Below are 24,959 nucleotides of genomic sequence, written 5' to 3' on the forward strand. Positions count from 1 at the left end.
GCTCGTGAGCCTCGTCCCGAATGTCCTCGCCACCCGATACGCCAGCCCGGAGCTCGTCGCGCTCTGGTCGCCCGAGAACAAGATCGTGCTCGAGCGCCGGTTGTGGCTGGAGGTGCTGCGCGCGCAGGCCGAACTCGGAATCGATGTCCCCGCAGGGGTTGTCGAGGACTATGAACGCGTGATCGGCCAGGTGGACCTGGCCTCGATCGCCGAGCGCGAGCGGGTCACCCGTCACGATGTGAAGGCGCGGATCGAGGAGTTCAACGCCCTCGCCGGGCACGAGCACGTGCACAAGGGCATGACCAGCCGCGACCTCACCGAGAACGTCGAGCAGCTGCAGATCCGGCTCTCCCTCGAGCACGTCTACAAGCACGGCATCGCCATCGCGGCGCGGCTGGCCGAGCGGGCGGCCGAGTACCAGACGCTGGTGATGGCCGGGCGCTCGCACAATGTCGCCGCGCAGGCCACCACGCTGGGCAAGCGCTTCGCCTCCGCCGCCGACGAGATGCTGGTGGCCCTCGCCCGGACGCGCGACCTGATCGATCGCTACCCGCTGCGCGGGATCAAGGGCCCGATGGGCACCGCCCAGGACATGCTCGACCTGCTCGACGGTGACGCGGGCAAACTCGCCGCCCTCGAACGGCAGGTCGCCACCCACCTCGGCTTCGCGACGGTGTTCACCAGCGTGGGCCAGGTGTACCCGCGGTCGCTGGATCACGATGTGCTGTCCGCGCTGGTGCAGCTGGGCGCCGGGCCGTCGTCGTTCGCGCACACGATTCGGCTGATGGCCGGTCATGAGCTGGTCACCGAGGGTTTCCAGCCGGGCCAGGTCGGGTCGTCGGCGATGCCGCACAAGATGAACACCCGATCCTGCGAGCGGGTGAACGGCCTGCAGGTGATCCTGCGCGGCTACGGCTCGATGGCGGCCGAGCTGGCGGGCGCGCAGTGGAACGAGGGCGACGTGTTCTGCTCGGTGGTGCGCCGCGTCGCGCTGCCGGACGCGTTCTTCGCCATCGACGGGCAGACGGAGACCTTCCTGACCGTGCTCGCCGAGTTCGGCGCCTACCCGGCGGTGGTCTCGCGTGAGCTCGACCGGTACCTGCCGTTCCTGGCGACCACCCGCATCCTGATGGCGGCGGTGCGCGCCGGCGTGGGCCGCGAGACCGCGCACGAGGTCATCAAGGAGCACGCGGTGGCGGTGGCGCTGGCCATGCGCGAGCAGGGGCGCGAACCCGATCTGCTGGATCGTCTCGCCGCCGATGAGCGGATGCCTCTCGACCGTGCGGGCCTCGACGCGGCGCTGGCCGACAAGGCCGCGTTCATCGGTGCGGCATCGGACCAGGTGTCCGAGGTGGTCGCGCAGGTGCAGAAGCTGGTCGAAGCCAATCCGGAAGCCGCGCGCTACACGCCGTCACCGATTCTGTAGAGCCGTGCGTATCAGCCCGCCCCTGCCGCTTTTCCGGCGCAGGTGGCGGGCTTTCGCGCGTCGGAGTCGATACCGTACGCGGGTGAATCCGTACACGATCTTCACCGACATCATCGCCGGGGCCGCCCCGTCCTCGAAGGTTTACGAGGACGACGAAGTCCTCGCCTTCATGGACATTCGTCCTGTGACACCGGGGCACGTTCTGGTGGTGCCCAAGGTGCCCGCGCCGAGTCTGGCCGATCTCGATCCCGCCCTGGGCGGCAAGCTCTTTCAGGTCGGGCAGCGGATCGCCGCCGCGCTGCGCAGCAGTGAAGTGGCGGCCGACGGGGTGAATTTCTTCCTCGCCGACGGGGTTACGGCCGGGCAGGAGGTCTTCCATGTGCACCTGCACGTGATCCCGCGAACACCCGGCGACGGCTTCGGCTTGCGTGCGCGGCCGACAACTCCCGCGCGGGCGGACCTCGACTACCTGGCAGGCTCGATCCGGGGCGCGCTCACCCGCTGACCTGCATTTTCGGGCGAAGCGGTCATTGCAAACCGGGGAGTTTGCTGAAGAAACGCCGGAAACGCTAAATGCTTCCAGTTCGTTCACCTGTGGGTTACCTTGGACTGTCATTGGCATGCGGTTATGGAGGGTAGATCGTGCGTCGTACAGGTGTTGCTGCTGTAGTGCTGGCTATTGCTCTCGGTGTGATCGGACCGGCGGTGGTTCACCCCACGGCGGCGTCCGCCGCGCAGATCATCGGAGTCAACGAACTGACTCCGCACCGGACGGCTATCACCGTCGCCTCGCCCGCGATGGGCCGCAATGTCGACCTACAGGTGCTGCATCCCGCGGGCGGTGGCTCGCGCGGCACGTACTACCTGCTCGACGGGCTCGACCCCGGCATCGGCCAGAGCACCTGGACCAACGCCACCGACGCCGAAGCCTTCTTCCGCGGCAAGAACGTCAACGTGGTGCTGCCGATGGGCGGCCAGGCCAGCTACTACACCGACTGGATCACCGATGATCCGCGTTTCGGCCGGTACAAGTGGGAAACGTTCCTCACCCAGGAACTGCCCGGCCTGATCGACGGACACTTCAACGGCAACGGCGTGAACGGCATCGGCGGGCTGTCGATGGGCGGCAACGCGGCCTACATCCTTGCTGCCCGCCACCCCGGCCTCTACCGTGCCGTGGCCGGTTACAGTGCCTGTCCGGACATCGCGATGGCCGCGGGCGCGATGATGTTCTCCATCGTCAATCGTGGCGGCAATCCCGGCAACATGTGGGGCGCGCCCGGTAGTCCCGAGTGGGCCGCACACGACCCGGCCCTGATGATCGAAGCGCTGCGCGGCAAGGCGCTGTACATGTCCACCGGCACCGGCATCCCCGGCCCGCACGAGGCCGAACTCAAGCCGACGCTGGCCGAGAACATCTTCCTCGGCGGACCCATCGAACTCGGCGTCAACACCTGCATGGTGGCCTTCGACCAGCGCCTGCGCGGTGCGGGCATCGGCGCGAAGATCGACTATCACCCGGTGGGCACGCACTCCTGGTCCTACTGGCAGGACGCCCTGCACGCCTCGTGGCCGGTCATCGGACCCGCGCTCGGCGCCTGACAATCTCCACACGCGACCCGGTTCTACGGCCGTAGAACCGGGTCGCGGTGCGTTCGGGCTACCTCGCGGATCGTCGACGCAGGACCGCGCTCGCGATCACGCCGATCACCGACAGTCCGGTGACGATCAGCACGTAACCCGCAGGCAGGCCGAGTATTTCGACGTATTCCTTGCTCACTATCCGGTCACGCACGGGCACGTTCTCGGCAGCGGGGCCGAAAATGAAATCGCTGGTGATGGTCGCGGGGTCGGGGATGTAGATCGAGAGTTCGGTGAGGTAGTTGTTGCCTGCGGCAAGCGCTTTCAGGTCCGGGTCGCTGGGTTCGCCGACCGGAGAGGCGAATTCGGTGGTGATGGTGTGGGGTTTCGTGTCGGGGTCGACGCGTGCCACCCGGTGGTCACTGAAGATGTAGAGGTGAACCGACTGGGGTGTGGTCGCGGCGGCCGACATGCGCATCGGGTACACGAGGCGGTCGGAGTCGAAGGTGAGAAGGACCGGGTCGAGAGCGCCGGAGAGAGACTTCGCGCTGGTCAGACGCATAGCGACGAAGGACCAGCCCTCGCGTAGGTAGGGGTCGAGGGTGGCGCTCACTTCGGGTCGGAGTTGATAACCGTTGGTGTCGAGCCACTCCCGGATTCCGGCGAGGTCCCCGCCGCGCAAGGTGGTTGCCTCTAGCGGGCCCAGCTGCACCCGGCCGAGCACATCGGGACCGGAACCGGGAGCGGCGCCGGAGGTGTCGCCGCCCAGCGAACCGCTGCCGAACCAGTCGTATTCGGTGACCCGCTCGGGTGCGGTCATGCGCGAGAGCTCGCGCAACGAGTCCGGATTCCCGGCCGAGACGGTCGCGGGTGTCGGCGTCGGCACGATCAGCGCCGCGTCGGCACCGGCGAACTGCATACCCAGCCGCATCAGCACGGTCTCGCGCCGCCCGTCCCAGCCGAGGACCGCCGACTCACTGTTCACCCTGGCCGAACTGTCCCCGCTGACGACGCCGCCGCACGCGCACGCGTTCGCCGGCAGCACCGCCCCGGACCCCGCGGCCAGCAGCACCCCGGCAGTCACGAACAACGATCGAATTGCGTACCGCATCCCCATGCGGTCAGGCTACGCAAATCGGGCCTTCGGCACGGCCACCAGCGGCCGGCGGCCGAGTTGGCGGGCCCGGTTGGAGTGGGGCGGCTACGGTGGACGGATGGCTGGCGAGAATGAGACTGTGTCGGCGCCGATCGCGAAGAGGGCGCCCTTCGAGCGGGTCCACCACGGTGACACGTTCGTCGACGACTACGAGTGGCTACGGGACAAGGAAGACCCCGAGGTCATCGCGTATCTGGAGGCGGAGAACGCCTTCACCGCGGCGCAGACCGACCAGCTGCAGCCCCTTCGGGACAAGATCTTCGACGAGATCAAGGCCAGGACGCAGGAAACCGATCTCTCGGTGCCGACGCGCCTGGGCGACTACTGGTATTACTCGCGCAGTTTCGAGGGCAAACAGTACGGCGTGCACTGCCGCTGTCCCATCGACGCGAAGGCCGAGGGAATCGACGCGTGGACGCCGCCGCAGCTCGAGGTGGGTTCCGAGATCGAGGGCGAGCAGGTGCTGCTCGACAGCAATATCCTCGCCGAGGGTCTGGACTTCTTCGCCCTCGGCGCGTTCTCGCTGAGCCACGACGGCAACCTGCTCGCCTACTCCGTCGACAGCTCCGGCGACGAGCGCTACACGCTGCGGATCAAGGACCTGCGCACCGGTGAACTGCTGCCCGACGAGGTGGCGGGCGCGGCACCGGGGGCCACCTGGTCGCTGGACGGTACGCACATCTTCTATCAGACGGTCGACGAGTCATGGCGCCCCGACACCGTGTGGCGCCACCGCGTCGGCACCGGTTCCGACGCCGATGTGACGGTGTTCCACGAGCCCGACGATCGCTACTGGGTGAGCGTCGGCGCGACCCGCTCCGAGAAGTACCTGATGGTCTGGCTCGGTTCCAAGATCACCACCGAGGGCTGGGTCCTGGAATCGGACAACCCCGAGGGCGAGTTCCGGCCGCTGTTGCCGCGCCGCGAAGGCGTGGAGTACTCGGCCGAGCACGCGGTGATCGCGGGCGAGGACAAGTTCCTGATCCTGCACAACGATGTGATCGACGGGGTGAAGGCGGAGAACTTCGTGCTCGCCGTCGCGCCCGTCACCGACCCGTCGGACATGACGACCCTGATCGGGCATCGCGAGGACGTGCGGCTCGAGGACATCGACGCCTTCGCCGACCACCTGGTGCTCGGCTACCGGCGCGACGCGCTGCCGCGCCTTTCGGTGTGGCCGCTCACGCCGGAGGGCTTCGGCGAACTGACCGAGCTCGACTTCGGCCTCGAATTGTTCTCCGCCGGTGCGGGTTCGAGCCCGGAATGGGAGCAGCCAACGCTGCGCGTCGGCGTCACCTCGTTCATCACGCCGATGCAGGTGTTCGACTACGTGCCCGCCACCGGTGAGCTGCTGCTGCGCAAGGAACAGCCGGTACTCGGTGGTTACGACGCGGGCGACTACGAGCAGCATCGTGATTGGGCCGTCGCCGCCGACGGCACCCGGATTCCGATCTCGATCATCAAGCGCAGCGGGCTGCCCGACGGGCCGAAACCCACACTGCTCTACGGTTACGGCTCCTACGAGGCCAGCATCGACCCGTCGTTCTCGGTCTCGCGGCTGTCGCTGCTCGATCGCGGCATGGTGTTCGCGGTGGCGCATGTGCGCGGCGGCGGCGAGATGGGCAGGCTCTGGTACGAGCACGGCAAGACGCTGCTGAAGAAGAACACCTTCACCGACTTCGTCTCCTGCGCAAGCCATCTCATCGACACCGGCGCCACCGCACCCGACCGGTTGATCGCCGACGGTGGCAGTGCGGGCGGGCTGCTGATGGGCGCGGTCGCCAACCTCGCCCCTGAGCTGTTCACCGGCATCCTCGCCAATGTCCCCTTCGTCGACCCCCTCACCTCCATCCTCGACCCGTCACTGCCGCTGACGGTGATCGAATGGGACGAGTGGGGAAACCCGCTGCGGGACAAGGACGTCTACGAGTACATGAAGTCGTACTCGCCCTACGAGAACGTCGAGGCCAAGGACTACCCGGCCATCCTGGCGATCACCAGCCTCAACGACACCCGCGTGCTCTACGTGGAACCGGCCAAGTGGGTGGCCAAGCTGCGCGCCACCAAGACCGGCGACAACGAGGTGCTGCTCAAAACGGAGATGACCGCAGGCCACGGCGGTGTGAGCGGGCGCTACGAGAAGTGGAAGGAAGTCGGCTTCGAGTACGCGTGGGTCCTCGACCGAGTGGGTCTCGCCGACGCGTAGGAGTAGAACCCGCGGCGCCAGCCGCCAGAAGACACGAAATTCGTCGGGGCGTCATCGGGGTAGCACGTTGGCGTCACCTCGGGCTGTCATCGTTGGAGCATGAACGCTGAGCTGATCGTTTCGGTGTCGGGGATCCGGGATACGACTCGCGATGCCGCGATCGAGTTCGCGGGGGAGATGGACGCGCGGGGTGTGCGGCTGTCGTTGCTGGTCGCACCGCGATTGAAGGGCAAGTACCGGCTGGTCGACGATCCGGCGACGCAGTCGTGGCTGCGCGGGCGGCGCCTCGAAGGCGACGCGATCGTGCTGCACGGGTACGACCAGGCCGCCACCAAGGCCCGGCGCGCGGAGTTCGCCGACCTGCCGCGACACGAGGCGACGTTGCGGCTGAAGGCAGCCGATCGGGTGATGGAGCGGGTGGAACTGCGCACCCGGCTGTTCGCCGCGCCACGCTGGGACGCCTCATCCGGTGCGCTGGCCGCGCTGCCCGACGTGGGGTTCCGGATGGCATTCGGGCTCACCAGCATGCTCGACCTGGAACGCGATGTGGCCCAACGTGCTCGGGTGTACGGGATCGGCGAGGGCTTCCGGGCCGAACCGTGGTGGTGCCGGGCGCTGGTGATGGGTGCCGCGCGCACCGCACGGCGCGGTGGCGTGCTGCGGTTGGCGGTGTCGGCGGCGCAGTTGCAGCGGTCGGGCCCGCGCCAGGCGATGTTCGACGCGGTCGATCTCGCGCTGTACCACGGTGCCCGCAGCGACGTATACCGCTGGGAGCCATACCCGGAAGCCAGAGCTGCCTGACCAGGCCGCCGCCGCGCGCACACTGGCGAACAGCGCGCGGCGGTAGCCTCGGAATCGAGTGTGTCGACACTCGACAGTGCATATGTTTCCCGGAGTTTCGAGCCTTCTCGCCGCACACACGGCGGTTATCATTGCCCAGTTGATCGAGTGGTTTCCGCTAGTTGTTAAAACAGCAGGAGGCAGCGCTGATGACGGGCACCGCGACGAAAGTCGCGACAACGACGAAATATATGTCCTGGGTGACATTGGCGCTGATGACCACGAGTTCGGTGGCCAGCCTGCGATCCGCGCCCACGATGGCCATATACGGATTGGCCTGTGTATTCCTGTACATCATTCCCGCGATTCTGTTCCTGATGCCGACCTCGCTGGTCGCCGCGGAACTCGCGTCGGGATGGCAGGGCGGGGTGTATCAATGGGTCAGCGAGGGATTGAGTAAGCCGCTCGGATTTCTTGCCGTCTGGTGCCAGTTCGCCATGACGATCTTTTACTATCCGAGCCTGCTCGCCTATGTCGCAAGCACTTTCGCCTACATCATTCATCCGTCGCTGGCTTCCAACGGCCTGTACGTGGCGATCGTGATCATCACCGTCTATTGGGCGGGTGTGTACGTGTCCTCGCAGGGCACCAAGACCGTGGCCGGATTGTCGAGTATGGGCCTGGTCATCGGCACGCTGATCCCCGGCACGTTGCTGGTGGTTCTCGGTCTGGTATTCCTCGCACAGGGCAATCCCTCCGCGGCCCCGATGGATTCGTCGCACCTGCTGCCCGCGTGGGCCGGGTTGGCGAGCCTGGTGCTGATCGTGAACAACTTCCTGTCCTACGCGGGCATGGAGATGAACGCGGTGCACGTGTCGTCGCTGAAGAACCCGGCCAAGGAATTCCCGAAGGCGATGTTCCTGGCCATGGGCCTGGTGCTGGTGATCTTCATCCTGCCCGCGCTGGCGATCAGCTGGGTCGTCCCCTCGGCCAGCCTGAGTCTCACCGCGGGTGTGATGCAGGCCTTCGACGCGTTCTTCGGCCACTTCGGGATCGGCTTCCTCACCCCGATCATCGGTATCGCGCTGGTGGCCGCCGCACTCGGCGGCATGCTCACCTGGCTGGCCGGACCGTCGAAGGGGCTGTTGCTGATCGGGCGCAGCGAGGGCTATCTGCCACCGATCCTGACCCGGCTCAACAAGCACGGCGTGCAGCAGAACATGCTGGTGGCGCAGGGTGTGTTCACCACGCTGATCGCGCTGCTCTACGCCTTCATCCCCAATGTCTCCAGTGCGTACTGGATTCTGTCGGTGATCACCACGCAGGTGTATCTGATCATGTACGTGCTGATGTTCGCCGCGGCCGCCAAGCTGCGCAGGGACAATCCCGATCACCCGCGCGGCTACCGTGCGCCCGCGCTGATGGGGCTGTGCGCGCTCGGCGCCGCCTCCTCGATCGCCGCGTTCGCGATCGGTTTCGTGCCGCCCTCGCAGTTCGGCGCGGGCAGTCCGCTGGTGTACGTGCTCATCGTGGGTGGCGGCTTGGGCATCGTGGGTCTGCTCATCCCGTACCTGTTCTACCGAAACCGCAGGGACAGCTGGAAATTCGCCGTACCGGAAGGGCAGCAGGCATGACGACCGGAGACGCCCCCGACCGCAAGCGACGCTGGATCTACGTCACCGCGGGTGTGCTGCTCGTGGTGTTCGCCCTGATCGGGCTCTTCACTTTCACCGAGATCCGCGAGAACACCCAGGCGAGTGCGAAAGCCGAGCAGCTGCACAACAATCTGCTCGCCGCCGGTCTGCCCGCGCCGGAGACGGACGTGATCGCCAACGCGCTCGGCGACGACGGCGGGTCGGTGTGCCAGGACCCGGGTTCGCCGCTGATCAAGGCGAAATACCAGGCCTCGATCACCAACGGTGCGGCCGGGCCGGGGCAGCGTCCGGTGATCGGCCCGCGCGACACCACCGAGGCGGTCGCGCTCACGATCGCCACCTACTGCCCGGATCGCTTGCAGGACTACCTTTCTCATCTCGACACCCTGAATCTGGACGACACCACGAAGTGAGGCGCGAAGAGATGACCGATGATGTGACGGCGCTGCGCAGCAAGGTTTCCGGGCTGATGGGCCAGGCGAAAAAGGATCTGGCCCAGCTCGTTTCGTTCAAATCCGTCGCCGACCCGCGCCAGTTCCCGCCGGAAGGATGTGAGCAGACGGCGCAGTGGGTGGCCGACGCGTTCGCCGCGGCGGGACTGACCGAGGTCGGCCTGCACGAGACGCCCGACGGCAGCAAGGCCGTGATCGCGTCGAAGCCGGGGCCGCCCGGCACGCCGACGGTGCTGCTGTACTGCCACTACGACGTGCAGCCGCCGCTCGACGATGCCGCGTGGCAGACGCCGGTCTGGACGCTGACCGACAAGAACGGGCGCTGGTACGGGCGCGGGGCGGCCGACTGCAAGGGCAATATCGTCACGCATCTGACGGCCCTGCGCGCGATCGGACCAGACTTCCCGATCGGGATCAAGGTGGTGGCGGAGGGTTCGGAGGAACAGGGCACCGGCGGCCTGGAGAAGTTCGTCGTCGCCAATCCCGCTCTGCTGCAATCGGATGCGATCCTGGTCGCCGACTGCGGCAACTTCGCCGTCGGGGTACCCACGTTCACCCAGACCCTGCGCGGGATGGTGAATGTGGTGCTGACGGTGAAAACCCTGGAAGGGCCGATGCATTCGGGAATGTTCGGTGGACCGGCGCCGGATGCGCTCGCCGCGATGATCCAGCTGCTGTCGTCGTTGCGCGATGCCGAGGGCAACACCACGATCGACGGGCTCACCGACGATCAGAAGTGGACCGGTGTGCAGTATCCGTCGGCGGACTTCCGGTCCGACGCGGGTGTGCTCGACGGCGTCGAGCTGCTCGGCAACGGCACCGTGTCCGACATGCTGTGGGCGCGGCCCGCGCTCACCGTGCTCGGGATGGATGTGCCCGCGGTGGTCGGGTCGTCGGCGGCGATCCAGCCGAGCACCAAGGCCAGGCTCAACCTGCGCATCCCGCCCGGTACCGAACCCAAGCAGGCCTACGACCTGCTGGAGAAGCACCTGCGCGCGCATGTGCCGTGGAACGCCGAGCTCGACATCGAGGTGGAGGCGCTCGGCGAACCGTTCGTCGCGTCTACACAGGGACCTGCCCGTTCCGCCATGGAACAGGCGATGGCGACCTCCTACGGCCGCGACGTGACCACCGAGGGGCAGGGCGGATCCATCCCGCTGTGCAATGTCTTCCAGGACACCTACCCGAAGGCCGAGATCATGCTGATCGGCGTCGAGGAACCGAAATGCCTGATCCACGCCCCCAACGAGAGCGTGGATCCCACCGAGATCGAACACATGGCACTGGCCGAAGCCCTGTTCCTGACCAGCTACCGCTGATTCAGAACTGGCCCTGGTCCTCGGGTTCGATGACGCGGAACTCGGTGCCGGCCGGGGCCATCTCGGTCAGCCTGCCGAAGTAGATGCCCTGGGCCGAGGGGGTGATGATGCCGTGGTGGATGGGCACCGCGGTGCGGGGGTTGACGGCGCGTAGGTAGTCGACGGCCTCCGAGATGCGCATCCACGGGGCGACGGCCGGGATGGCGAGCACGCCGACCGGGACCGGCGGCACCCAGAGCGAGTCGCCGGGGTGGACCAGCTGGGCGGGGTCGGCCTCGGTGCCGAGCTGGAAGACGGTGTTGTCGATCACCGGGATCTCCGGGTGGATCACCGCGTGCCTGCCGCCGCCGCCGGTGATCTGTAACTCGCCGATGTCGAGCACCTGACCAGCCGAAACCGGCTCCCAGCCCTCGCTGCGCTGCTGCGCGGTCTGCGGATCCGACAGCAGGCGGGCGCCGGGATTGTTCTCGATGAGGTCGCCGATCCGGTTCGGATCGATGTGGTCGGGATGCTGGTGGGTCACCGCGATCGCGTCCAAGCCGGTGATGCCCTCGAAGCCGTGCGCGAAGGTGCCGGGGTCGAACAGCACTTTCACGCCGTGCAGTTCCACGAGGATGCAGGAATGACCGAAGTGGGCGATGCGCATACCCGATGCTAAGCCGCCGCGACCCCGGAACGCGGGCACGACGGCCCTGTCAACTAGGATTTCTGGGGTAACCCACACACCACTTGAGGAGCAACGCGTGGCACGAGTCGTGGTCGAGGTCATGCCGAAGGCCGAGATTCTGGACCCCCAGGGACAGGCCGTGGTCGGCGCGCTCCCGCGTCTGGGATTCGCCGGAATCTCGGATGTGCGGCAGGGCAAGCGATTCGAGCTCGAGGTGGACGACAGTGTGTCGGACGCTCAGCTCGAGCAGATCGCCGAGGCGCTGCTGGCGAACACGGTGATCGAGGACTGGAAGGTCGTTCGGGTCTCGTGAGCGCGCGCATTGGCGTAATTACTTTTCCGGGGACGCTCGATGATGTCGACGCCGCTCGGGCGGTTCGGCTGGCCGGCGCCGAGGCTGTGAGCCTGTGGCATGCCGATGCCGATATCAAGGGTGTCGACGCCGTGATCGTGCCCGGTGGGTTCTCCTACGGGGATTACCTGCGGTGTGGGGCGATCGCGCGATTCGCGCCGGTGATGGGCGAGGTTGTTCGCGCCGCCGGGCAGGGTCTGCCGGTGCTCGGCATCTGCAACGGATTCCAGGTTCTGTGTGAGGCCGGGCTGCTGCCGGGTGCGCTGACCCGTAACGAGGGACTGCACTTCATCTGCCGGGACGAGTGGTTGAAGGTCGAGGGGACCGATACCGCGTGGAGTTCGCGGTACGAGCCGGGTGCGCAGATCCTTGTTCCGCTGAAGTCGGGCGAGGGGCGTTACCAGGCATCGGAGAAGGTGCTCGACGAGCTCGAAGGCGAAGGCCGCGTGGTGTTCCGGTACGCGGGTGACAACCCGAACGGATCGCAGCGCGGGATCGCCGGGATCTCCTCGGCCAACGGGCGGGTCGTCGGTTTGATGCCGCACCCCGAGCACGCGACCGAGGCATTGACCGGTCCCAGCGATGACGGTCTCGGAATGTTCTTCTCGGTGATCGATAGTTTCGTCGGCGCCTAGAGACTGTCGATGATGTAGAAGTCGACCCCGTTCGCCATTGCCAGGTGGGCGGGGCCTACTGCTTGATTGCCCAGAAATCCGCGGCGGGTGGCCGGTCCGTCCAGCACCAGCCCGGTTTCCGCCGCGGCGATGATGGCTTCCACCTCGAGCGTGCCTGTCGTGTCGGCCAGGGTGTTCAGCAGGTGGATCGCCTCGTAGGTGGAGTTGCTGAAAGTCGTCAGCGCCGGGGCGAATTGGCCCTGATGCCGCTGGTAGCGGGCGCGCCGGGACCGGCCCTCGGTGGTGCGGTTGTCGATGAAGAAGCTCGAGGCGACGTAGAGGTTGGTGTTCGCAGACGGGCCCGCGCTGAGTAGGACGTTCTCGTCGACCGCCGGGCTGAGGCGGGGCATGACGGTGGGCAGGCCGGTGGCGGCGAACTGGCGATTGAAGCGGGCGGTGTCGGCGCCGACCATGAGGATCAGGACCGCGTCGGCCAGCAGCAGCGCCGGGTTCTCCAGGAAATCGCTGAAATCGGTGGTGCCGAGGGGGACGTAGTGCTCGACGATGATGTCGTACGGGTTGGGCAGGGATCGGCGCAGGGCCAGTGCTGTCCGGCGGGGCCAGATGTAGTCGTTGCCGATCACCGCCCAGCGGCGCACTCCTAGTTCACGGCCCATCCAGGCGGCCGCGGGGACTGTTTGATGGTCGGGATGTTCGCCTACCAGCAGGACACCGGGGCGTTCGTCGGGAAGGCCCTCGTGGTCGGTGGCGTAGAGGTAGGGGACGCGGGCGTCCACGGCCTCGGCGACTGCCCGGCGCACCGCCGAGGTGTGCCAGCCGGTGATCGCGCCGACCATTCCGGTGGCCAGGAAGGCCGCTACCTCGGCGGCGACTTCGGCCGGTTCGCGGCCGCCGTCGATGGTCGTGAGGTGGATTTCGCGGCCGAGAATTCCTGTGCCGCTATTGATTTCGTCGACGGCCAGGGAAATGGCGGCGGTACACGATGGCGCGATGATGCCACCCGGACCCTGCGTGGGGACGATCGAGAGAATCTCGATCGTTTCATCCCGGCTCTGACCGAACAAAGGCACTCTGTACTCTATCGCCAAGTGCGAACAGGATTGTTCGAATGAATTTTTCGGCAGGTGGGAATGCAATCGGTGGCCATCATAAGTGGGTATTCCACGCTGCACGGCGCGCTGCGCTCCGCGGAGCGCAACTGGGTAGGCCGGCTCGAATCGGCGTTGTCGGCTGACAACCTCACGGCCGATCATTGGGCGATCCTGTCGCAGTTGTCCACCGACGACGGGATGACGATGTCGGAACTGGCCGCGCAGGCGCGGCTCGCCCCGTCCTCGGCCACCCGGCACGCGGACAACCTGGCCGAACGCGGGCTGATCTTCCGGGTCGCCGCCACCGACGATCGGCGCCGGATCCTGATCGGGTTGAGCAGCCTCGGGGCCAAGCTGGCCGCCAGGATCCGCGCGCAGGAGAAGCTAGCGGAGGAAGAGTTACGGTCGCGCCTCGGGATTCGCCGCTACGGCGAATTACTGGCGGCGCTCGCGGTGATCGCCGAACGCGACGACTGATCAGGCACCGTACTTCCCGATGCGGGGTGCCCGGGCGCGGTGTCGTGCCTAGGATCGCAGGATGCCGGTTTCCTTGACAGCGGCCACGGCCAGCGGATTGTGTGCCTTCATCGATGCGTCACCCTCGCCTTTCCATGTGTGTGCGACGGTGGCGGCCGAGCTGGACGGCAACGGGTTCACGCCGTTGACCGAGGCGTCGGCATGGGACGACGCGGGCGGGAAACACTATGTGGTGCGCGGTGGTTCGCTGATCGCGTGGGCAGATTACGACGCGGTGCCCGCTGCTCCGTTCCGGGTGGTCGGCGCGCATACCGACAGCCCCAACCTGCGGGTGAAGCAGCATCCCGACCTGGCGGGTGCGGGTTGGCAGCTGGTCGGGCTCGAGCCGTACGGCGGTGCCTGGCTGAACTCCTGGCTGGACCGGGAGCTCGGTCTCTCGGGGCGGCTCAGTGTGCGCGAGGGTGCGCGGATGCGCGATGTGCTGGTTCGCGTCGACGAGCCGATCCTGCGGGTGCCGCAGCTGGCTATTCACCTGTCCGAGGACCGGCGCGGGGTCACCCTCGACCCGCAACGGCACGTGAACGCCATCTGGGGGATCGGCGACGCACCCGCGTCGTTCCTGGATTTCGTCGCCGAGCGGGCCGGGGTCGACGGCGCCGACGTGCTCGGCTGGGAACTGATGACCCACGACCTCGCGTCGAGCACGATCGTCGGTCGCGATCTGGATCTGGTGAGCGCTCCGCGCCTCGACAACCAGGGCACCTGCTACGCCGGGTTGCAGGCGTTCCTCGCGGCCGCCGACGAGCCGGGGGCGGCGACGGCGGTGCTGGTGATGTTCGACCACGAAGAGGTCGGGAGTCAGTCCGATCGTGGGGCGCAATCGGATCTGCTGCCCGCGGTGCTGGAGCGCATCGTGCTGGCCCGCGGTGGTGGGCGTGCGGACTACCTTGCCGCGCTTGCCGGTTCGGTGGTCGCCTCCGGCGATATGGCGCACGCGACGCACCCGAACTACCCGGACCGGCACGAGCCCGCGCATCGCATCGAGGTCGGTGGTGGGCCGGTGCTCAAGGTGAATCAGAACCTGCGCTACGCCACCGACGCGGCGGGCGCGGGTGCGTTCGCGCTCGCGTGCGCGCAGGCCGACGTGCCGCTGCAACGCTATGTCCACCGTGCCGACCTGCCGTGCGGCTCGACCATCGGGCCGATGACGGCCGCCCGCACGGGGATGTCGACCGTCGACGTCGGCGCACCGCAGCTCGCGATGCACTCGTGCCGCGAGCTCATGGGCGCCGCCGACGTCCCCGCCTACGCGTCAGCCCTTGCGGCGTTCCTGACCCCGGAAGCGACGGACTGACAGATTCGACGATCGGCTCTGGTCGACGCCGCGCTCAGGTGGTCGCGAGTTCCGGCGTCGTCGAAGGCTTTCGGGTGGGGCGGTAGGTGATCACCGCGTAGACGATCACAGCGAACGTGGCCCACACGTAACTGCTGCCGATGATCTGCTGCCACCAAGCCCAGGCGAGTTCCTTGTCACCCGAATGTGGCAGGACCCACTGCGGGCCGACGATGAACATCACCGTGAACAGGGCGACGAGGGTGGTGAAGGCGCGGGAGCGGCGACGGTCGGCCAGGCTGACGGCGACGACCAGCGCGGGGGCCACCCAGACCCAGTGATGCGACCACGACACCGGCGAGACCAACAACACCGCGGCCGCGTTCACCAGGAGCGCGCCGACATCGTTGCCCGCGCCGATCAGCCGGTACATCCAGACCGAGGCCAGCCCGATCGTCAACGCCGACAGGCCGATCCACAGGCCGGTCGCCAGCGATTCGTCCATGCCGAGGCGGAACAGGGTGCCCTTGATCGACTGGTTGCCCGCGAAGTAGGGCGTGCCGATACGGCCGGTGTCGGACACGGTGTGGAACCAGTACTCGACCGAGTCCTTGGGGAACAGCAGGAAGCCGACGCCCACCGCGCCCGCGGCCGACGCGACCATGGTGGCCGCGGCCTTCCAGTCCCGGCGGATCAGGAAATACAGCAGGTAGCCTGCCGGAATCAGCTTGATCGACACCGTGATGCCGATCAGCATCCCGCGCGGCCAGAACGGCTTGCGCGCGAGAATGTCGATGGCGACCACGGCCATCAGGATCAGGTTGATCTGGCCGAAGTTGAAGGTCTGGCGGACCGGTTCGAGGTACTGGGCGAGGGCGAGCCCGGCGATCACCACGGCGAGTACCGAGATCCGGTCGAGCTCGGGACGCACGCGAACCAGCACCAGCCACAGCACGATCCCCAGGCTCGCCAGCGAGGTCAGCAGCACGACGACCTCGGCGACGACCAGCGGCATCAAGGCCAGCGGCACGAAGAACATCGCGGCCAGCGGGGGATAGGTGAACGGCAGCCCGAGCCCGTACACCGGCGGCATCGGGCCGTACAGGTCGCCGCCGTCGAGCCACACGCGCGCGCCGTTGCGGTAGACCTGCAGGTCGATGAACCCGTGCCACCAGTGCGCGAGGAGCGCGATCACGGCGGAGACCACGAACAATCCGATGGCGGCGGTCAGCCATTTCGAGCTCGGTTCCGTGGCCTGCGCGGCGACAGGCGGCTCGACCTGCTCGGAAACCCCCGGACTTTCGTTCACGGCGCCAGAGTAACGGGTACTCCTGTGGCCCAACCGCAAGTGTGACCAGACCGAATCCGGCCGCCTCCCCAGCTCGAGGCAGTACGGGCGGCGGGCGGTTATCGCGCAACCATTAGACTCTGCAGATCAAGTTCCCCCCGGCCGAAAGGACCCTGGTCTCCCGTGACACTGCAGGTCGACACCGTCGCTACCGCCGCAGCCACCCCGGATGCTCCGCAGCCGTACAAGGAACTCGGTCTCAAAGACGACGAGTACGCCCGCATCAAGGAGATTCTGGGCCGTCGGCCCACCGATGCCGAGCTGGCGATGTACTCGGTGATGTGGAGCGAGCACTGCTCCTACAAGTCCTCCAAGGTGCACCTTCGCTACTTCGGTGAAACCACCACCGACGAGATGAAGGCCTCCATGCTGGCCGGGATCGGCGAGAACGCCGGCGTGGTCGACATCGGCGACGGCTGGGCCGTCACCTTCAAGGTGGAAAGCCACAACCACCCGTCCTACGTGGAGCCCTACCAGGGCGCGGCCACCGGCGTCGGCGGCATCGTGCGCGACATCATGGCCATGGGCGCCCGCCCGATCGCGGTGATGGACCAGCTGCGCTTCGGCGCGGCGGACGCCCCCGACACTCGTCGCGTTGTCGACGGTGTGGTGCGCGGCGTCGGCGGTTACGGCAACTCCCTCGGCCTGCCCAATGTCGGCGGCGAGACCGTGTTCGACGCCTCCTACCAGGGCAACCCCCTCGTGAACGCGCTCTGCGCGGGTGCGATGCGCGTGGAAGACCTGCACCTGGCCTTCGCCTCCGGCGCGGGCAACAAGATCATCCTGTTCGGCGCGCGCACCGGCCTCGACGGCATCGGCGGCGTGTCCGTGCTCGCCTCGGACTCCTTCTCCGGTGACGAGTCCGGCACCGGACGCAAGAAGCTGCCCGCCGTGCAGGTGGGCGACCCGTTCACCGAGAAGGTGCTCATCGAGTGCTGTCTCGACCTGTACGCGGCCGGGCTGGTCGTCGGGATCCAGGACCTCGGCGGCGCCGGACTGTCCTGCGCCACCTCCGAACTCGCCGCGGCGGGCGACGGCGGCATGCACATCGACCTGACCAGGGTCCCGCTGCGCGCCAAGCACATGACTCCCGCCGAGATCCTGTCGAGTGAATCGCAGGAGCGCATGTGCGCGGTCGTGACGCCGGAGAACGTGGACGCGTTCATGGCTGTCTGCAAGAAGTGGGACGTGCTGGCCACCGACATCGGTGAGGTCACCGACGGCGACCACCTCGTCATCACCTGGCACGGCGAGACCGTGGTGGACGTGCCGCCGCGCACCGTCGCCCACGAGGGTCCGGTCTACGAGCGCCCGGTGCAGCGTCCCGACACCCAGGACGCGCTGATCGCCGACACCACCGCCACCCTGACCCGGCCGAAAACCGGCGACGAGCTGCGCGAGACCCTGCTCACGATGATCTCGAGCCCGCAGCTGTGCAGCCGCAAGTGGATCACCGAGCAGTACGACCGCTATGTGCGCGGCAACACCGTGCTGGCCGAGCACGCCGACGCGGGCGTCGTCCGCATCGACGAGTCCTCGGGCCGCGGTATCGCACTGGCCACCGACGCGTCGGGCCGCTACACCAAGCTCGACCCGTACACCGGCGCGCAGCTGGCGCTGGCCGAGGCGTTCCGCAATGTCGCCACCACCGGCGCCACCCCCAAGGCCGTCACCAACTGCCTGAACTTCGGTTCGCCGGAGGATCCGGGCGTGATGTGGCAGTTCCAGCAGGCCGTACGCGGTCTCGCGGATGGTTGTGCGGCGCTGGGCATTCCGGTGACCGGCGGCAACGTGAGCTTCTACAACCAGACCGGCAAGGACGCCATCCTGCCCACCCCGGTGGTCGGCGTGCTCGGCGTGATCGACGATGTGCACCGCCGCATCCCGACCGGCCTCGGCCTCGAGCCGGGTGAGTCGCTGATCCTGCTCGGCGAGACCCACGACGAGCTGGACGGCTCGATCTGGTCGCAGGTCACCCACGATCACCTCGGTGGTGTGCCGCCGAAGGTCGACTTCGCCCGCGAGCAGCTGCTCTCGGAGGTGCTCACCTCGGGTTCACGCGACGGCATGATCTCCGCCGCGCACGACCTGTCCGAGGGTGGTCTGGCACAGACCGTCATCGAGGCGGCGCTGGCAGGCGAAACCGGTTGCCGCATCGTGCTTCCCGAGGGCTCGGACCCGTTCGTGCAGCTGTTCTCCGAGTCGGCCGGGCGCGTGCTCGTCGCGGTGCCGCGTTCGGAGGAGACCCGTTTCACCAAGATGTGCGACGCGCGGCAGCTGCCGTGGGTGCGCATCGGCGTGGTGGACCAGGGTTCGGATTCGGTCGAGGTGCAGGGTCAGTTCACCGTGACACTCGCGGAATTGCGCGAGGCGTTCGAGGGCACTCTGCCTAAGCTGTTTGGAGCGCACACCGCCTGATCAACAGAGGAGTCGAGCTTGTGACCAGTGGGGATACGAGCTCGGCTTCTGCGCCGGTAGTTCGCGATAACCTCTTCATCAGGGGAATTCACCTGGTGGAGAGGTTTTTTCATCCCGATTACGCTGGGCTGATCGTGGCGACCATGTTCTTCGGGCTGTCGCTGACGCCCTCGCTGCTGCCGCGTGACTGGTTCTTCCAGGGGTTGGTCAGCGGGATCAACGCGACGATCGGCTACGGGCTCGGCTGCGCGCTGGCCTTGGCCTGGCGCAAGTGGATCGCGCCGCGGATCACCTGGCCCGAGCAGGTGCGCACGGCGTGGGCTCGGCGCCCGAGCTGGTTGCTGGTCGCGCTGAAGAGCGCGATCGTGCTGGCGTGCCTGATCTTCGCGGTGCTCATGAGCATCCGGTCCTCGAAGTGGCAACGGCAGATCACCGATCTGATGGGGATGGAGCCGGTGTCGGACGCGGGGTATCCGCGGACGGTGCTGGTCGGCGCGGTCGTTGTGGGTCTGCTGATCTGGATCTCGCGGCTGGTGGTGCGGCTGGTGCGCGTGGTGACGCGCGCGCTGAACCAGTGGGTGCGGATTCCGGCCGCGTTCGCGCGGCCGCTCGGGGTGATCGTCGTGGTGGTGGCCGCGGCGATGTTGTTCAACGGCGTGTTGGCGAAAGGCTTTTTCGCCGTGGCCAATTCGGCGTTCAGCGCGCGCAACAGCCATACCTCACCGAATGCGGTGCAGCCGACGCTGCCCGAACGTTCCGGCAGCCCCGACTCTTTGGCCAAGTGGGACACCCTCGGTTCGGAGGGGCGGTGGTTCGTGGCGAACGCGCCGACCGCCCTGGCGATCGGTCAGGTCACCGGAAAACCCGCGCGCGAACCGATTCGGGTCTACGCGGGGCTGGAATCAGGGGACGGCGTCGAGGCGCAGACCGATGTGGCCATCGCCGAACTCGAGCGCACCAAGGCTTTCGAGCGCGAAGTGCTCGTGGTGATCAGTACCACCGGCACCGGCTGGGTCGATACGACCAGCGCCGAGGCGGTCGAGTTGATGTTCGGCGGCGACACCGCGCTGGTGGCGACGCAGTACTCGTATCTGCCCAGCGCGCTGTCGTTCCTGTCCGACCGGGACAAGTCGATGACCATGGGGCGCACGCTGTTCGACAAGGTGTACGACCGCTGGTCGACGCTGCCCGAAGACTCAAGGCCCAAGCTGCTCGTCTACGGCGAGAGCCTCGGTTCGCAAGGGTCGGAGGGCGCGTTCTCCGGTCTGGCGGATATCCGTAACCGCACCGACGGTGTGCTCTGGGTCGGCCCGCCCAACTCCAACCGGCTGTGGTCGGAATTCGTGACCAGGCGTGACCCCGGCACCGAGGAGATCACCCCGATCTACGCCGACGGAATGTCGGTGCGGTTCGCGGCGAACGCCGATCAGCTCACCGAGCCGACGCCCGCCTGGAACGACCCGCGCATCGTCTACCTGCAGCACGCCTCCGACCCGGTGGTGTGGTGGTCGCCGGATCTGCTGTTCTCGAGCCCGGATTGGTTGCGGGAGAAGCGCGGACCCGATGTGGCACCGGCGATGTCGTGGTACCCGATCGTCACGTTCTGGCAGGTGGCGGCGGATCTGCCGCGTGCGCAGACGGTTTCGGACGGGCACGGTCACAACTACGGCAACCTGGTGCCCGACGCGTGGGCCGCGGTGGCCCAACCACCGGACTACACACCGGAATTGGCTGCCCGGATTCGCGTGTTCCTCGAAGAATCCATGGCTACCGAGCATCAGCTGAAGTGACGAACCGCCGGGCGCCGAACCCCTCGATCGGCGCCCCGGCGGTTCGGCTCACGACACCGATTTGAACGGATTGTGTTCGGCGATCAGCTGTTCCAGCCGTGCCTCGTCGATCCGGCCGATCAGTGACTGAGTCTCCTGCTGGTCGCGTACGACCTTGGCGAGGGTGAAGCAGCTGGTCACCAGGAACAGGCCCGACATCGCGAGGAACGCGCGCTGCCAGCCGTCCAGCGGCAGGTAGGCGATTCCGGCGCCGGTCCCGAACAGGCTGACAGCGAACGCGATCGCGGCCTGGGCCATGTAGGCCGAGGTGTTCTTCGGCTTGGTGTTTGTGCTCATGGCTCTCAGTGTGCTGATCCGGCGCTCGGCGATCGCGCGTACAACTACTCGAGTGCGGTACGTAGTTTGTGAGCGGCTCCGCAGGCACAAATCCGGTGATTGTCTCCTACCGGCGGCCATACTGGGGCGGTGACCGAGCGCGCTTCGACTTCAGCGATGCTGCGTGCGCGCGGCAGCGTTGTCGCGCGGCGCGTTGAGGACGCCGTCGATCTGAATTATGTCGGATTGGTGCTGGCGACGCTGTTTTTCGGGCTGTCGGTGACGCCGTCGCTGGTGCCGCGTGACTGGCTGTTCCAGGGGCTTATCAGCGGTATCAACGCCGCGATCGGGTATGGGCTCGGGTGTGTGCTCGAATGGGTGTTCCGGCGGTGGGTGCGGGCTCGGCTGCCGATTCCCAGCCCGTCGGATCGGCTGCGGTATGCGATCAAAGCGACCGTGCTGGTGGGGTGTGCGCTGGTCGCGGCGGTGATGCTGGTGCAGTCGGCGCGATGGCAGCGCGAGATCACCTCGCTGATGGGGATGGCGGGCACCACCACGCCCGCGTATCTGCGCACCGGGCTGCTCAGCGTGGCCGTCGGGGTGGCTGTGGTGGCCGCGTACCGCACGGTGCGGATCATGGTGCTCGGGCTGGCTCGTCAGCTCAATCGGTGGGTGCGGGTGCCGCGTGAAGTGGCGCCGGCCGCCGGGTTGCTCGTACTGGTCGTGCTCACGGTGACGATCTTCAACGGTGTCGCCTCGCAGGCGTTCTTCGCGGTGGCCAACTCGGCGTTCAGCGTGCGCAACGACCGGACCACGCCGTACGCGGTGCAGCCGATCGCGCCGGAGCGTTCGGGGAGTCCAGGGTCGCTCGCGCCGTGGCAGACATTGGGGTTCGAGGGCCGTTGGTTCGTTTCCAATGGTCCGAGTGCCGCCGCGATCACCGAGGTGACGGGAAAGACCGCGCGCGAACCTATTCGGGCGTATGTGGGGTTGGAATCGGTGCCGCGGGACCAGACCGCGGCGCAGCTGGCTGTCGCCGAACTCGAGCGGACCAAAGCCTTCGAACGTGAGGCGATGGTGGTGGTCACGACCACCGGGACCGGCTGGGTCAACGGGATGGCGGCGGGGGCCGTGGAATATCTCTACGGCGGTGATACGGCGATCGTGGCGACCCAGTTCTCGTATCTGCCCAGCGTGCTCTCGTTCCTGTCGGACCGGGAGAAGGCGGCCGCGGCCAGCCGGGAGCTGTTCGAGGCGGTGTACGAGCGGTGGTCGGCCCAGCCGGAAGGGCATCGGCCGAAGCTGTTCGTCTACGGGGAGAGTCTGGGGTCGCAGGGGTCGGAGGAGGCGTTCGACGGGCTGGCCGATCTTCGCGAGGAGGTCGACGGCGCGTTGTGGGTCGGGCCGCCGAATTCGAATCGGTTGTGGAGCCAGTTCGTCGATCGCCGCGATCCGGGGTCACCCGAGGTGGCGCCGGTGTACGCGGACGGGCTGGTCGTTCGATTCGCCGATGACGCAACGGATTTCGCCGGCTCGGAGCCGTGGCGCGCACCTCGCATCGCCTACCTGCAACATCCCTCCGACCCGATCGTGTGGTGGTCGGCCGATCTGATCTTCACGCAGCCGGATTGGTTGAGCGAGCCACGTGGTTCCGATGTGTCGACCCAGATGCGGTGGGCGCCCTTCGTGACGTTCTGGCAGGTCACGGCCGATCTAACCAATGCGCAAGGGGTTGTGGACGGGCACGGGCATCGGTACGGCAGTTTGGTGCTGGACGGGTGGTTGGCCGTCGCCGCGCCTGATGGAGTGAACGATGACGTTATCGAAAGTATCCGTGTCGCATTGGAATCGGCGGAGACCTATGAGCGGGAGGTGAAGTGAGACGACTCGAAAGTGCTGCGGCGCTGGTCCTTCCGCTGCTGTGGAACAACCGGGTTCTTCCCTCCCTCGATCTTCCCCTTCGCGGGCGCACCGCGGCGAATATCGCGTTTGCGACGGGATACACAAAGCTCTTCCGGGGTAGCCCGAACTGGTTGTCGGCCAGCGGGTTCCGGTGGGGGCTGGGTAGCGTGGCGATAGTGCTCGCCGGCTACGCCGTTGCCCTGGCGGTGCCGTCGCTGCGGCGCCTCCCGCTCGAAATCGCCGTCCGCGCACCGGAAACGTCGACCCTCGAATGGATCGCCCTGCACATCCCCGTGGGCACCGTCCTAGCCGAGGAAGCGATCTTCCGGGGCACCCTCGACCCGCTACTCGCCGAGAGCGCAGGCGCCCCGGTGATCAGCGCCGTCGACTTCGGTCTCTGGCACATCCAACCGGCAAGAGCCGCAGAAGATCCGGTACTACCGACGGTCCTGGCAACCACCCTCGCCGGGCTCGTCTTCACCGAACTCCGCCGCAGGTCGGGCAGTGCCACCGCACCCGCGCTCCTGCATCTGGCGATCAATGCCGGGGGAGCGCTCGCGCCCACCGCTGCCCGTTGGGTCGACGGGCTGAGGCGCTAGCTCAGGCCGTGGCGACGAAACCGGCGACGGCCTCGGTGAAGGCGTCGTTGTCGTCGCCCGCGGCGGTGTGCGCCGCCGTGCTGATCTCGGCCAGGCGGGCGTGCGGTGCGAGGGCAAGGAAGGCCGCGGCGCCCTCGTCGCTGACGACATCGGACTTGCCGCCGCGGATCAGCAGGACCGGGATGGTCAAGGCCTCGGCGGCGGCTTCCATCTCGACGATGCGGGCGTCCGGGTCGTCGTTGACGTCGCTGATCAGGTCGGGATCCCAGTGCCAGTACCAGCGGCCGTCACGCTCGCGCAGGTTGCGCAGCAGGCCGTCGGCATTGTCGGGGCGCGGCCGGTGCGGCAGGTAGGCGGCGACCGCGTCGGCGACCTGGTCGAGGGTCTCGAAGCCGTCGCGGTGCCTGCCGAGGAAGTCCATGACGCGCTCCACGCCCGCGGATTCCGAGCGGGGCACGATGTCGACCAGCACGAGCGCGCGGATCGCGCTGCCACCCGGCTTCGCCGTGGCGAGCAGCCCGGTGATCCCACCCATGCTGGCCCCGACCACCACCGCACCCGCCTCCCGCGTCGCACCGAGCTGCTCGAGCACGGTGTGCAGGTCGGCGACCATCACATTCCTGGAGTAATCCGCCGTCGGCGACCAATCACTGTCACCGTGCCCACGCGCGTCGACGGCGACAACGCGCATCCCCGCCCCCGCGAGCGCCCGCCCGGTCCGCTTCCACGAATACCGATTCTGCCCACCACCGTGCAGCATCACGACCAACGGGCCGTCCTCCGCACCGAAGCAGTCAGCGACCAGGGTGAGCCCGTCGGCACCGCGCAATCGCAGCGTGGTCGGCTCCAGGGGACCGGAAACACTCATAGGACGAATGTACGACGCCCCCCGCCGATCGGCGCCGTCGGGCGTTCGATCGGTCGCCGGGGCGTTGCCGAGAGCCCCGTGGTTCAGCGGTCGGACCTGGTCCAGGTCAGGTACTCGGCGTCGCGGGACGGCGTGCCGTTCCACGGGTGCGCCGGGAAGTCCTCGTCGCGCACTTCGGTGCGACCCGGGAGGTGGGCGCAGACGCAGGCGATGGTCAATGTGGCTGTGCGGGAGCCGAGTTCGTCGGCCTTGAGGTCGTTGGCCAGGTCGGTGGCGACCGGGAGGAGGTCGTTCATCGTTGCCGTGCCGGGCAGGCAGAGGTCGAGGTACAAGTCGACCGAGCCCGGTCGCTCGGGCGACACGGCCGATCGTCCCGCGGCTATGCGGACATCCGGTGGGAGGCGGGTGCGCTGCATGAATTTCGAGAGGTCGAATCCGGCGATCGTCTGTGGACCGGTCACGAATTTGCCCTGGCACGCCAGCACGGTCTGTGGCGGTTCGGGCGGGGTGGTGTCGTCGGGCGTCTGGCAGGCGACGATCAGCGTCGCCACGGGGATCGAGATCAAGGCTGTCGCACGTCTCATCGGGA

23 protein-coding genes are annotated in these 24,959 nt (G+C 67.5%); 16 read left to right on the plus strand and 7 right to left on the minus strand.

Annotated elements, in window-relative coordinates; translation table 11 throughout:
- The first annotated feature begins 4 nt into the window (after positions 1-4).
- The 3 genes from purB (at position 5) to ACFWPK_RS08170 (ending at position 3,028) form a co-directional block, all read left to right on the plus strand.
- Positions 5-1,426 (plus strand): adenylosuccinate lyase, encoded by a 1,422-nt coding sequence (gene purB, locus ACFWPK_RS08160; RefSeq protein WP_378913867.1) that lies wholly within the window; start codon positions 5-7, stop codon positions 1,424-1,426.
- An 82-nt stretch (positions 1,427-1,508) separates the two neighbouring features.
- A complete protein-coding gene (locus ACFWPK_RS08165) occupies positions 1,509-1,931 on the plus strand; it encodes an HIT family protein (RefSeq protein WP_378913869.1) in 423 nt (140 codons plus the stop codon).
- A gap of 137 nt (positions 1,932-2,068) precedes the next feature.
- Positions 2,069-3,028, plus strand: coding sequence for an alpha/beta hydrolase (locus ACFWPK_RS08170; protein ID WP_378913871.1), 960 nt, complete (start codon positions 2,069-2,071; stop codon positions 3,026-3,028).
- A 58-nt stretch (positions 3,029-3,086) separates the two neighbouring features.
- Here the strand turns inward: ACFWPK_RS08170 and ACFWPK_RS08175 are convergent, their stop codons facing one another.
- On the minus strand, positions 3,087-4,091 hold the full coding sequence (locus ACFWPK_RS08175) for a DUF2330 domain-containing protein (protein WP_378913873.1): 1,005 nt from the start codon (positions 4,089-4,091) through the stop codon (positions 3,087-3,089).
- Positions 4,092-4,221: 130 nt separating this feature from the next.
- Here ACFWPK_RS08175 and ACFWPK_RS08180 point away from each other — a divergent pair, with 130 nt between their 5' ends.
- The 5 genes from ACFWPK_RS08180 (at position 4,222) to ACFWPK_RS08200 (ending at position 10,575) form a co-directional block, all read left to right on the plus strand.
- Entirely contained in the window at positions 4,222-6,369 is a 2,148-nt protein-coding gene (locus ACFWPK_RS08180) for a S9 family peptidase (RefSeq protein ID WP_378913874.1), read from the plus strand.
- Positions 6,370-6,468: 99 nt separating this feature from the next.
- Positions 6,469-7,170, plus strand: a complete 702-nt coding sequence (locus ACFWPK_RS08185) for a DUF2334 domain-containing protein (protein WP_378913876.1) — start codon at positions 6,469-6,471, stop codon at positions 7,168-7,170.
- A gap of 188 nt (positions 7,171-7,358) precedes the next feature.
- Positions 7,359-8,783 (plus strand): APC family permease, encoded by a 1,425-nt coding sequence (locus ACFWPK_RS08190; RefSeq protein WP_378913878.1) that lies wholly within the window; start codon positions 7,359-7,361, stop codon positions 8,781-8,783.
- Positions 8,780-9,217, plus strand: coding sequence for a hypothetical protein (locus ACFWPK_RS08195; RefSeq protein WP_378913880.1), 438 nt, complete (start codon positions 8,780-8,782; stop codon positions 9,215-9,217). Before ACFWPK_RS08190 ends, ACFWPK_RS08195 begins: the two co-directional genes overlap by 4 nt.
- 11 nt (positions 9,218-9,228) lie before the next feature.
- Positions 9,229-10,575 carry a dipeptidase gene (locus tag ACFWPK_RS08200; protein WP_378913882.1) on the plus strand — a complete coding sequence of 449 codons (1,347 nt, stop codon included), beginning with the start codon at positions 9,229-9,231 and terminating at the stop codon, positions 10,573-10,575.
- Position 10,576: 1 nt separating this feature from the next.
- On the opposite strand, the gene ACFWPK_RS08205 is transcribed toward ACFWPK_RS08200, so the two are convergent.
- Positions 10,577-11,221 carry an MBL fold metallo-hydrolase gene (locus ACFWPK_RS08205; protein WP_378913883.1) on the minus strand — a complete coding sequence of 215 codons (645 nt, stop codon included), beginning with the start codon at positions 11,219-11,221 and terminating at the stop codon, positions 10,577-10,579.
- Positions 11,222-11,318: 97 nt separating this feature from the next.
- Here ACFWPK_RS08205 and purS point away from each other — a divergent pair, with 97 nt between their 5' ends.
- Positions 11,319-11,555 carry a phosphoribosylformylglycinamidine synthase subunit PurS gene (gene purS, locus ACFWPK_RS08210; protein ID WP_056818769.1) on the plus strand — a complete coding sequence of 79 codons (237 nt, stop codon included), beginning with the start codon at positions 11,319-11,321 and terminating at the stop codon, positions 11,553-11,555.
- Entirely contained in the window at positions 11,552-12,229 is a 678-nt protein-coding gene (gene purQ / locus ACFWPK_RS08215; RefSeq protein ID WP_378913885.1) for a phosphoribosylformylglycinamidine synthase subunit PurQ, read from the plus strand. Before purS ends, purQ begins: the two co-directional genes overlap by 4 nt.
- Here the strand turns inward: purQ and ACFWPK_RS08220 are convergent.
- The gene (locus ACFWPK_RS08220) at positions 12,226-13,299 is read right to left on the minus strand and encodes a substrate-binding domain-containing protein (RefSeq protein WP_378913886.1); all 1,074 of its coding nucleotides are present in this window, start codon (positions 13,297-13,299) and stop codon (positions 12,226-12,228) included. The two genes, purQ and ACFWPK_RS08220, sit on opposite strands and share 4 nt — an antisense overlap.
- A 60-nt stretch (positions 13,300-13,359) precedes the next feature.
- On the opposite strand from ACFWPK_RS08220, the gene ACFWPK_RS08225 reads away from it, so the two are divergent.
- Complete coding sequence (locus tag ACFWPK_RS08225) at positions 13,360-13,797, plus strand: MarR family winged helix-turn-helix transcriptional regulator (RefSeq protein ID WP_378914051.1); 438 nt, start codon at positions 13,360-13,362, stop codon at positions 13,795-13,797.
- Positions 13,798-13,858: 61 nt separating this feature from the next.
- Positions 13,859-15,151, plus strand: a complete 1,293-nt coding sequence (locus ACFWPK_RS08230; protein WP_378913888.1) for a M18 family aminopeptidase — start codon at positions 13,859-13,861, stop codon at positions 15,149-15,151.
- Between the two features lie 34 nt (positions 15,152-15,185).
- On the opposite strand, the gene ACFWPK_RS08235 is transcribed toward ACFWPK_RS08230, so the two are convergent.
- The gene (locus tag ACFWPK_RS08235) at positions 15,186-16,439 is read right to left on the minus strand and encodes a glycosyltransferase 87 family protein (protein ID WP_378913889.1); all 1,254 of its coding nucleotides are present in this window, start codon (positions 16,437-16,439) and stop codon (positions 15,186-15,188) included.
- A 162-nt stretch (positions 16,440-16,601) separates the two neighbouring features.
- Between ACFWPK_RS08235 and purL the strand changes: the two genes are divergently transcribed.
- Together purL and ACFWPK_RS08245 are read left to right on the plus strand one after the other, a co-directional pair.
- A complete protein-coding gene (purL, locus tag ACFWPK_RS08240) occupies positions 16,602-18,896 on the plus strand; it encodes a phosphoribosylformylglycinamidine synthase subunit PurL (protein ID WP_378913890.1) in 2,295 nt (764 codons plus the stop codon).
- 95 nt (positions 18,897-18,991) lie between these two features.
- Positions 18,992-20,686, plus strand: coding sequence for an alpha/beta hydrolase (locus tag ACFWPK_RS08245; protein WP_378913892.1), 1,695 nt, complete (start codon positions 18,992-18,994; stop codon positions 20,684-20,686).
- Positions 20,687-20,734: 48 nt separating this feature from the next.
- On the opposite strand, the gene ACFWPK_RS08250 is transcribed toward ACFWPK_RS08245, so the two are convergent.
- A complete protein-coding gene (locus ACFWPK_RS08250) occupies positions 20,735-21,022 on the minus strand; it encodes a YiaA/YiaB family inner membrane protein (protein ID WP_056818759.1) in 288 nt (95 codons plus the stop codon).
- 156 nt (positions 21,023-21,178) lie between these two features.
- Here ACFWPK_RS08250 and ACFWPK_RS08255 point away from each other — a divergent pair, with 156 nt between their 5' ends.
- A complete protein-coding gene (locus ACFWPK_RS08255; RefSeq protein WP_378914052.1) occupies positions 21,179-22,882 on the plus strand; it encodes an alpha/beta hydrolase in 1,704 nt (567 codons plus the stop codon).
- Positions 22,879-23,502 (plus strand): CPBP family intramembrane glutamic endopeptidase, encoded by a 624-nt coding sequence (locus ACFWPK_RS08260; RefSeq protein WP_378913894.1) that lies wholly within the window; start codon positions 22,879-22,881, stop codon positions 23,500-23,502. Before ACFWPK_RS08255 ends, ACFWPK_RS08260 begins: the two co-directional genes overlap by 4 nt.
- A gap of 1 nt (position 23,503) precedes the next feature.
- Here the strand turns inward: ACFWPK_RS08260 and ACFWPK_RS08265 are convergent, their stop codons facing one another.
- Together ACFWPK_RS08265 and ACFWPK_RS08270 are read right to left on the minus strand one after the other, a co-directional pair.
- Positions 23,504-24,370 carry an alpha/beta fold hydrolase gene (locus ACFWPK_RS08265; RefSeq protein ID WP_378913896.1) on the minus strand — a complete coding sequence of 289 codons (867 nt, stop codon included), beginning with the start codon at positions 24,368-24,370 and terminating at the stop codon, positions 23,504-23,506.
- A gap of 83 nt (positions 24,371-24,453) precedes the next feature.
- A complete protein-coding gene (locus tag ACFWPK_RS08270; protein ID WP_378913898.1) occupies positions 24,454-24,954 on the minus strand; it encodes a hypothetical protein in 501 nt (166 codons plus the stop codon).
- Positions 24,955-24,959: the final 5 nt, after the last annotated feature.

The sequence above is a fragment of the Nocardia sp. NPDC058519 genome (assembly GCF_042719755.1).
In the GTDB taxonomy this organism is placed as follows: Bacteria; Actinomycetota; Actinomycetes; order Mycobacteriales; family Mycobacteriaceae; genus Nocardia.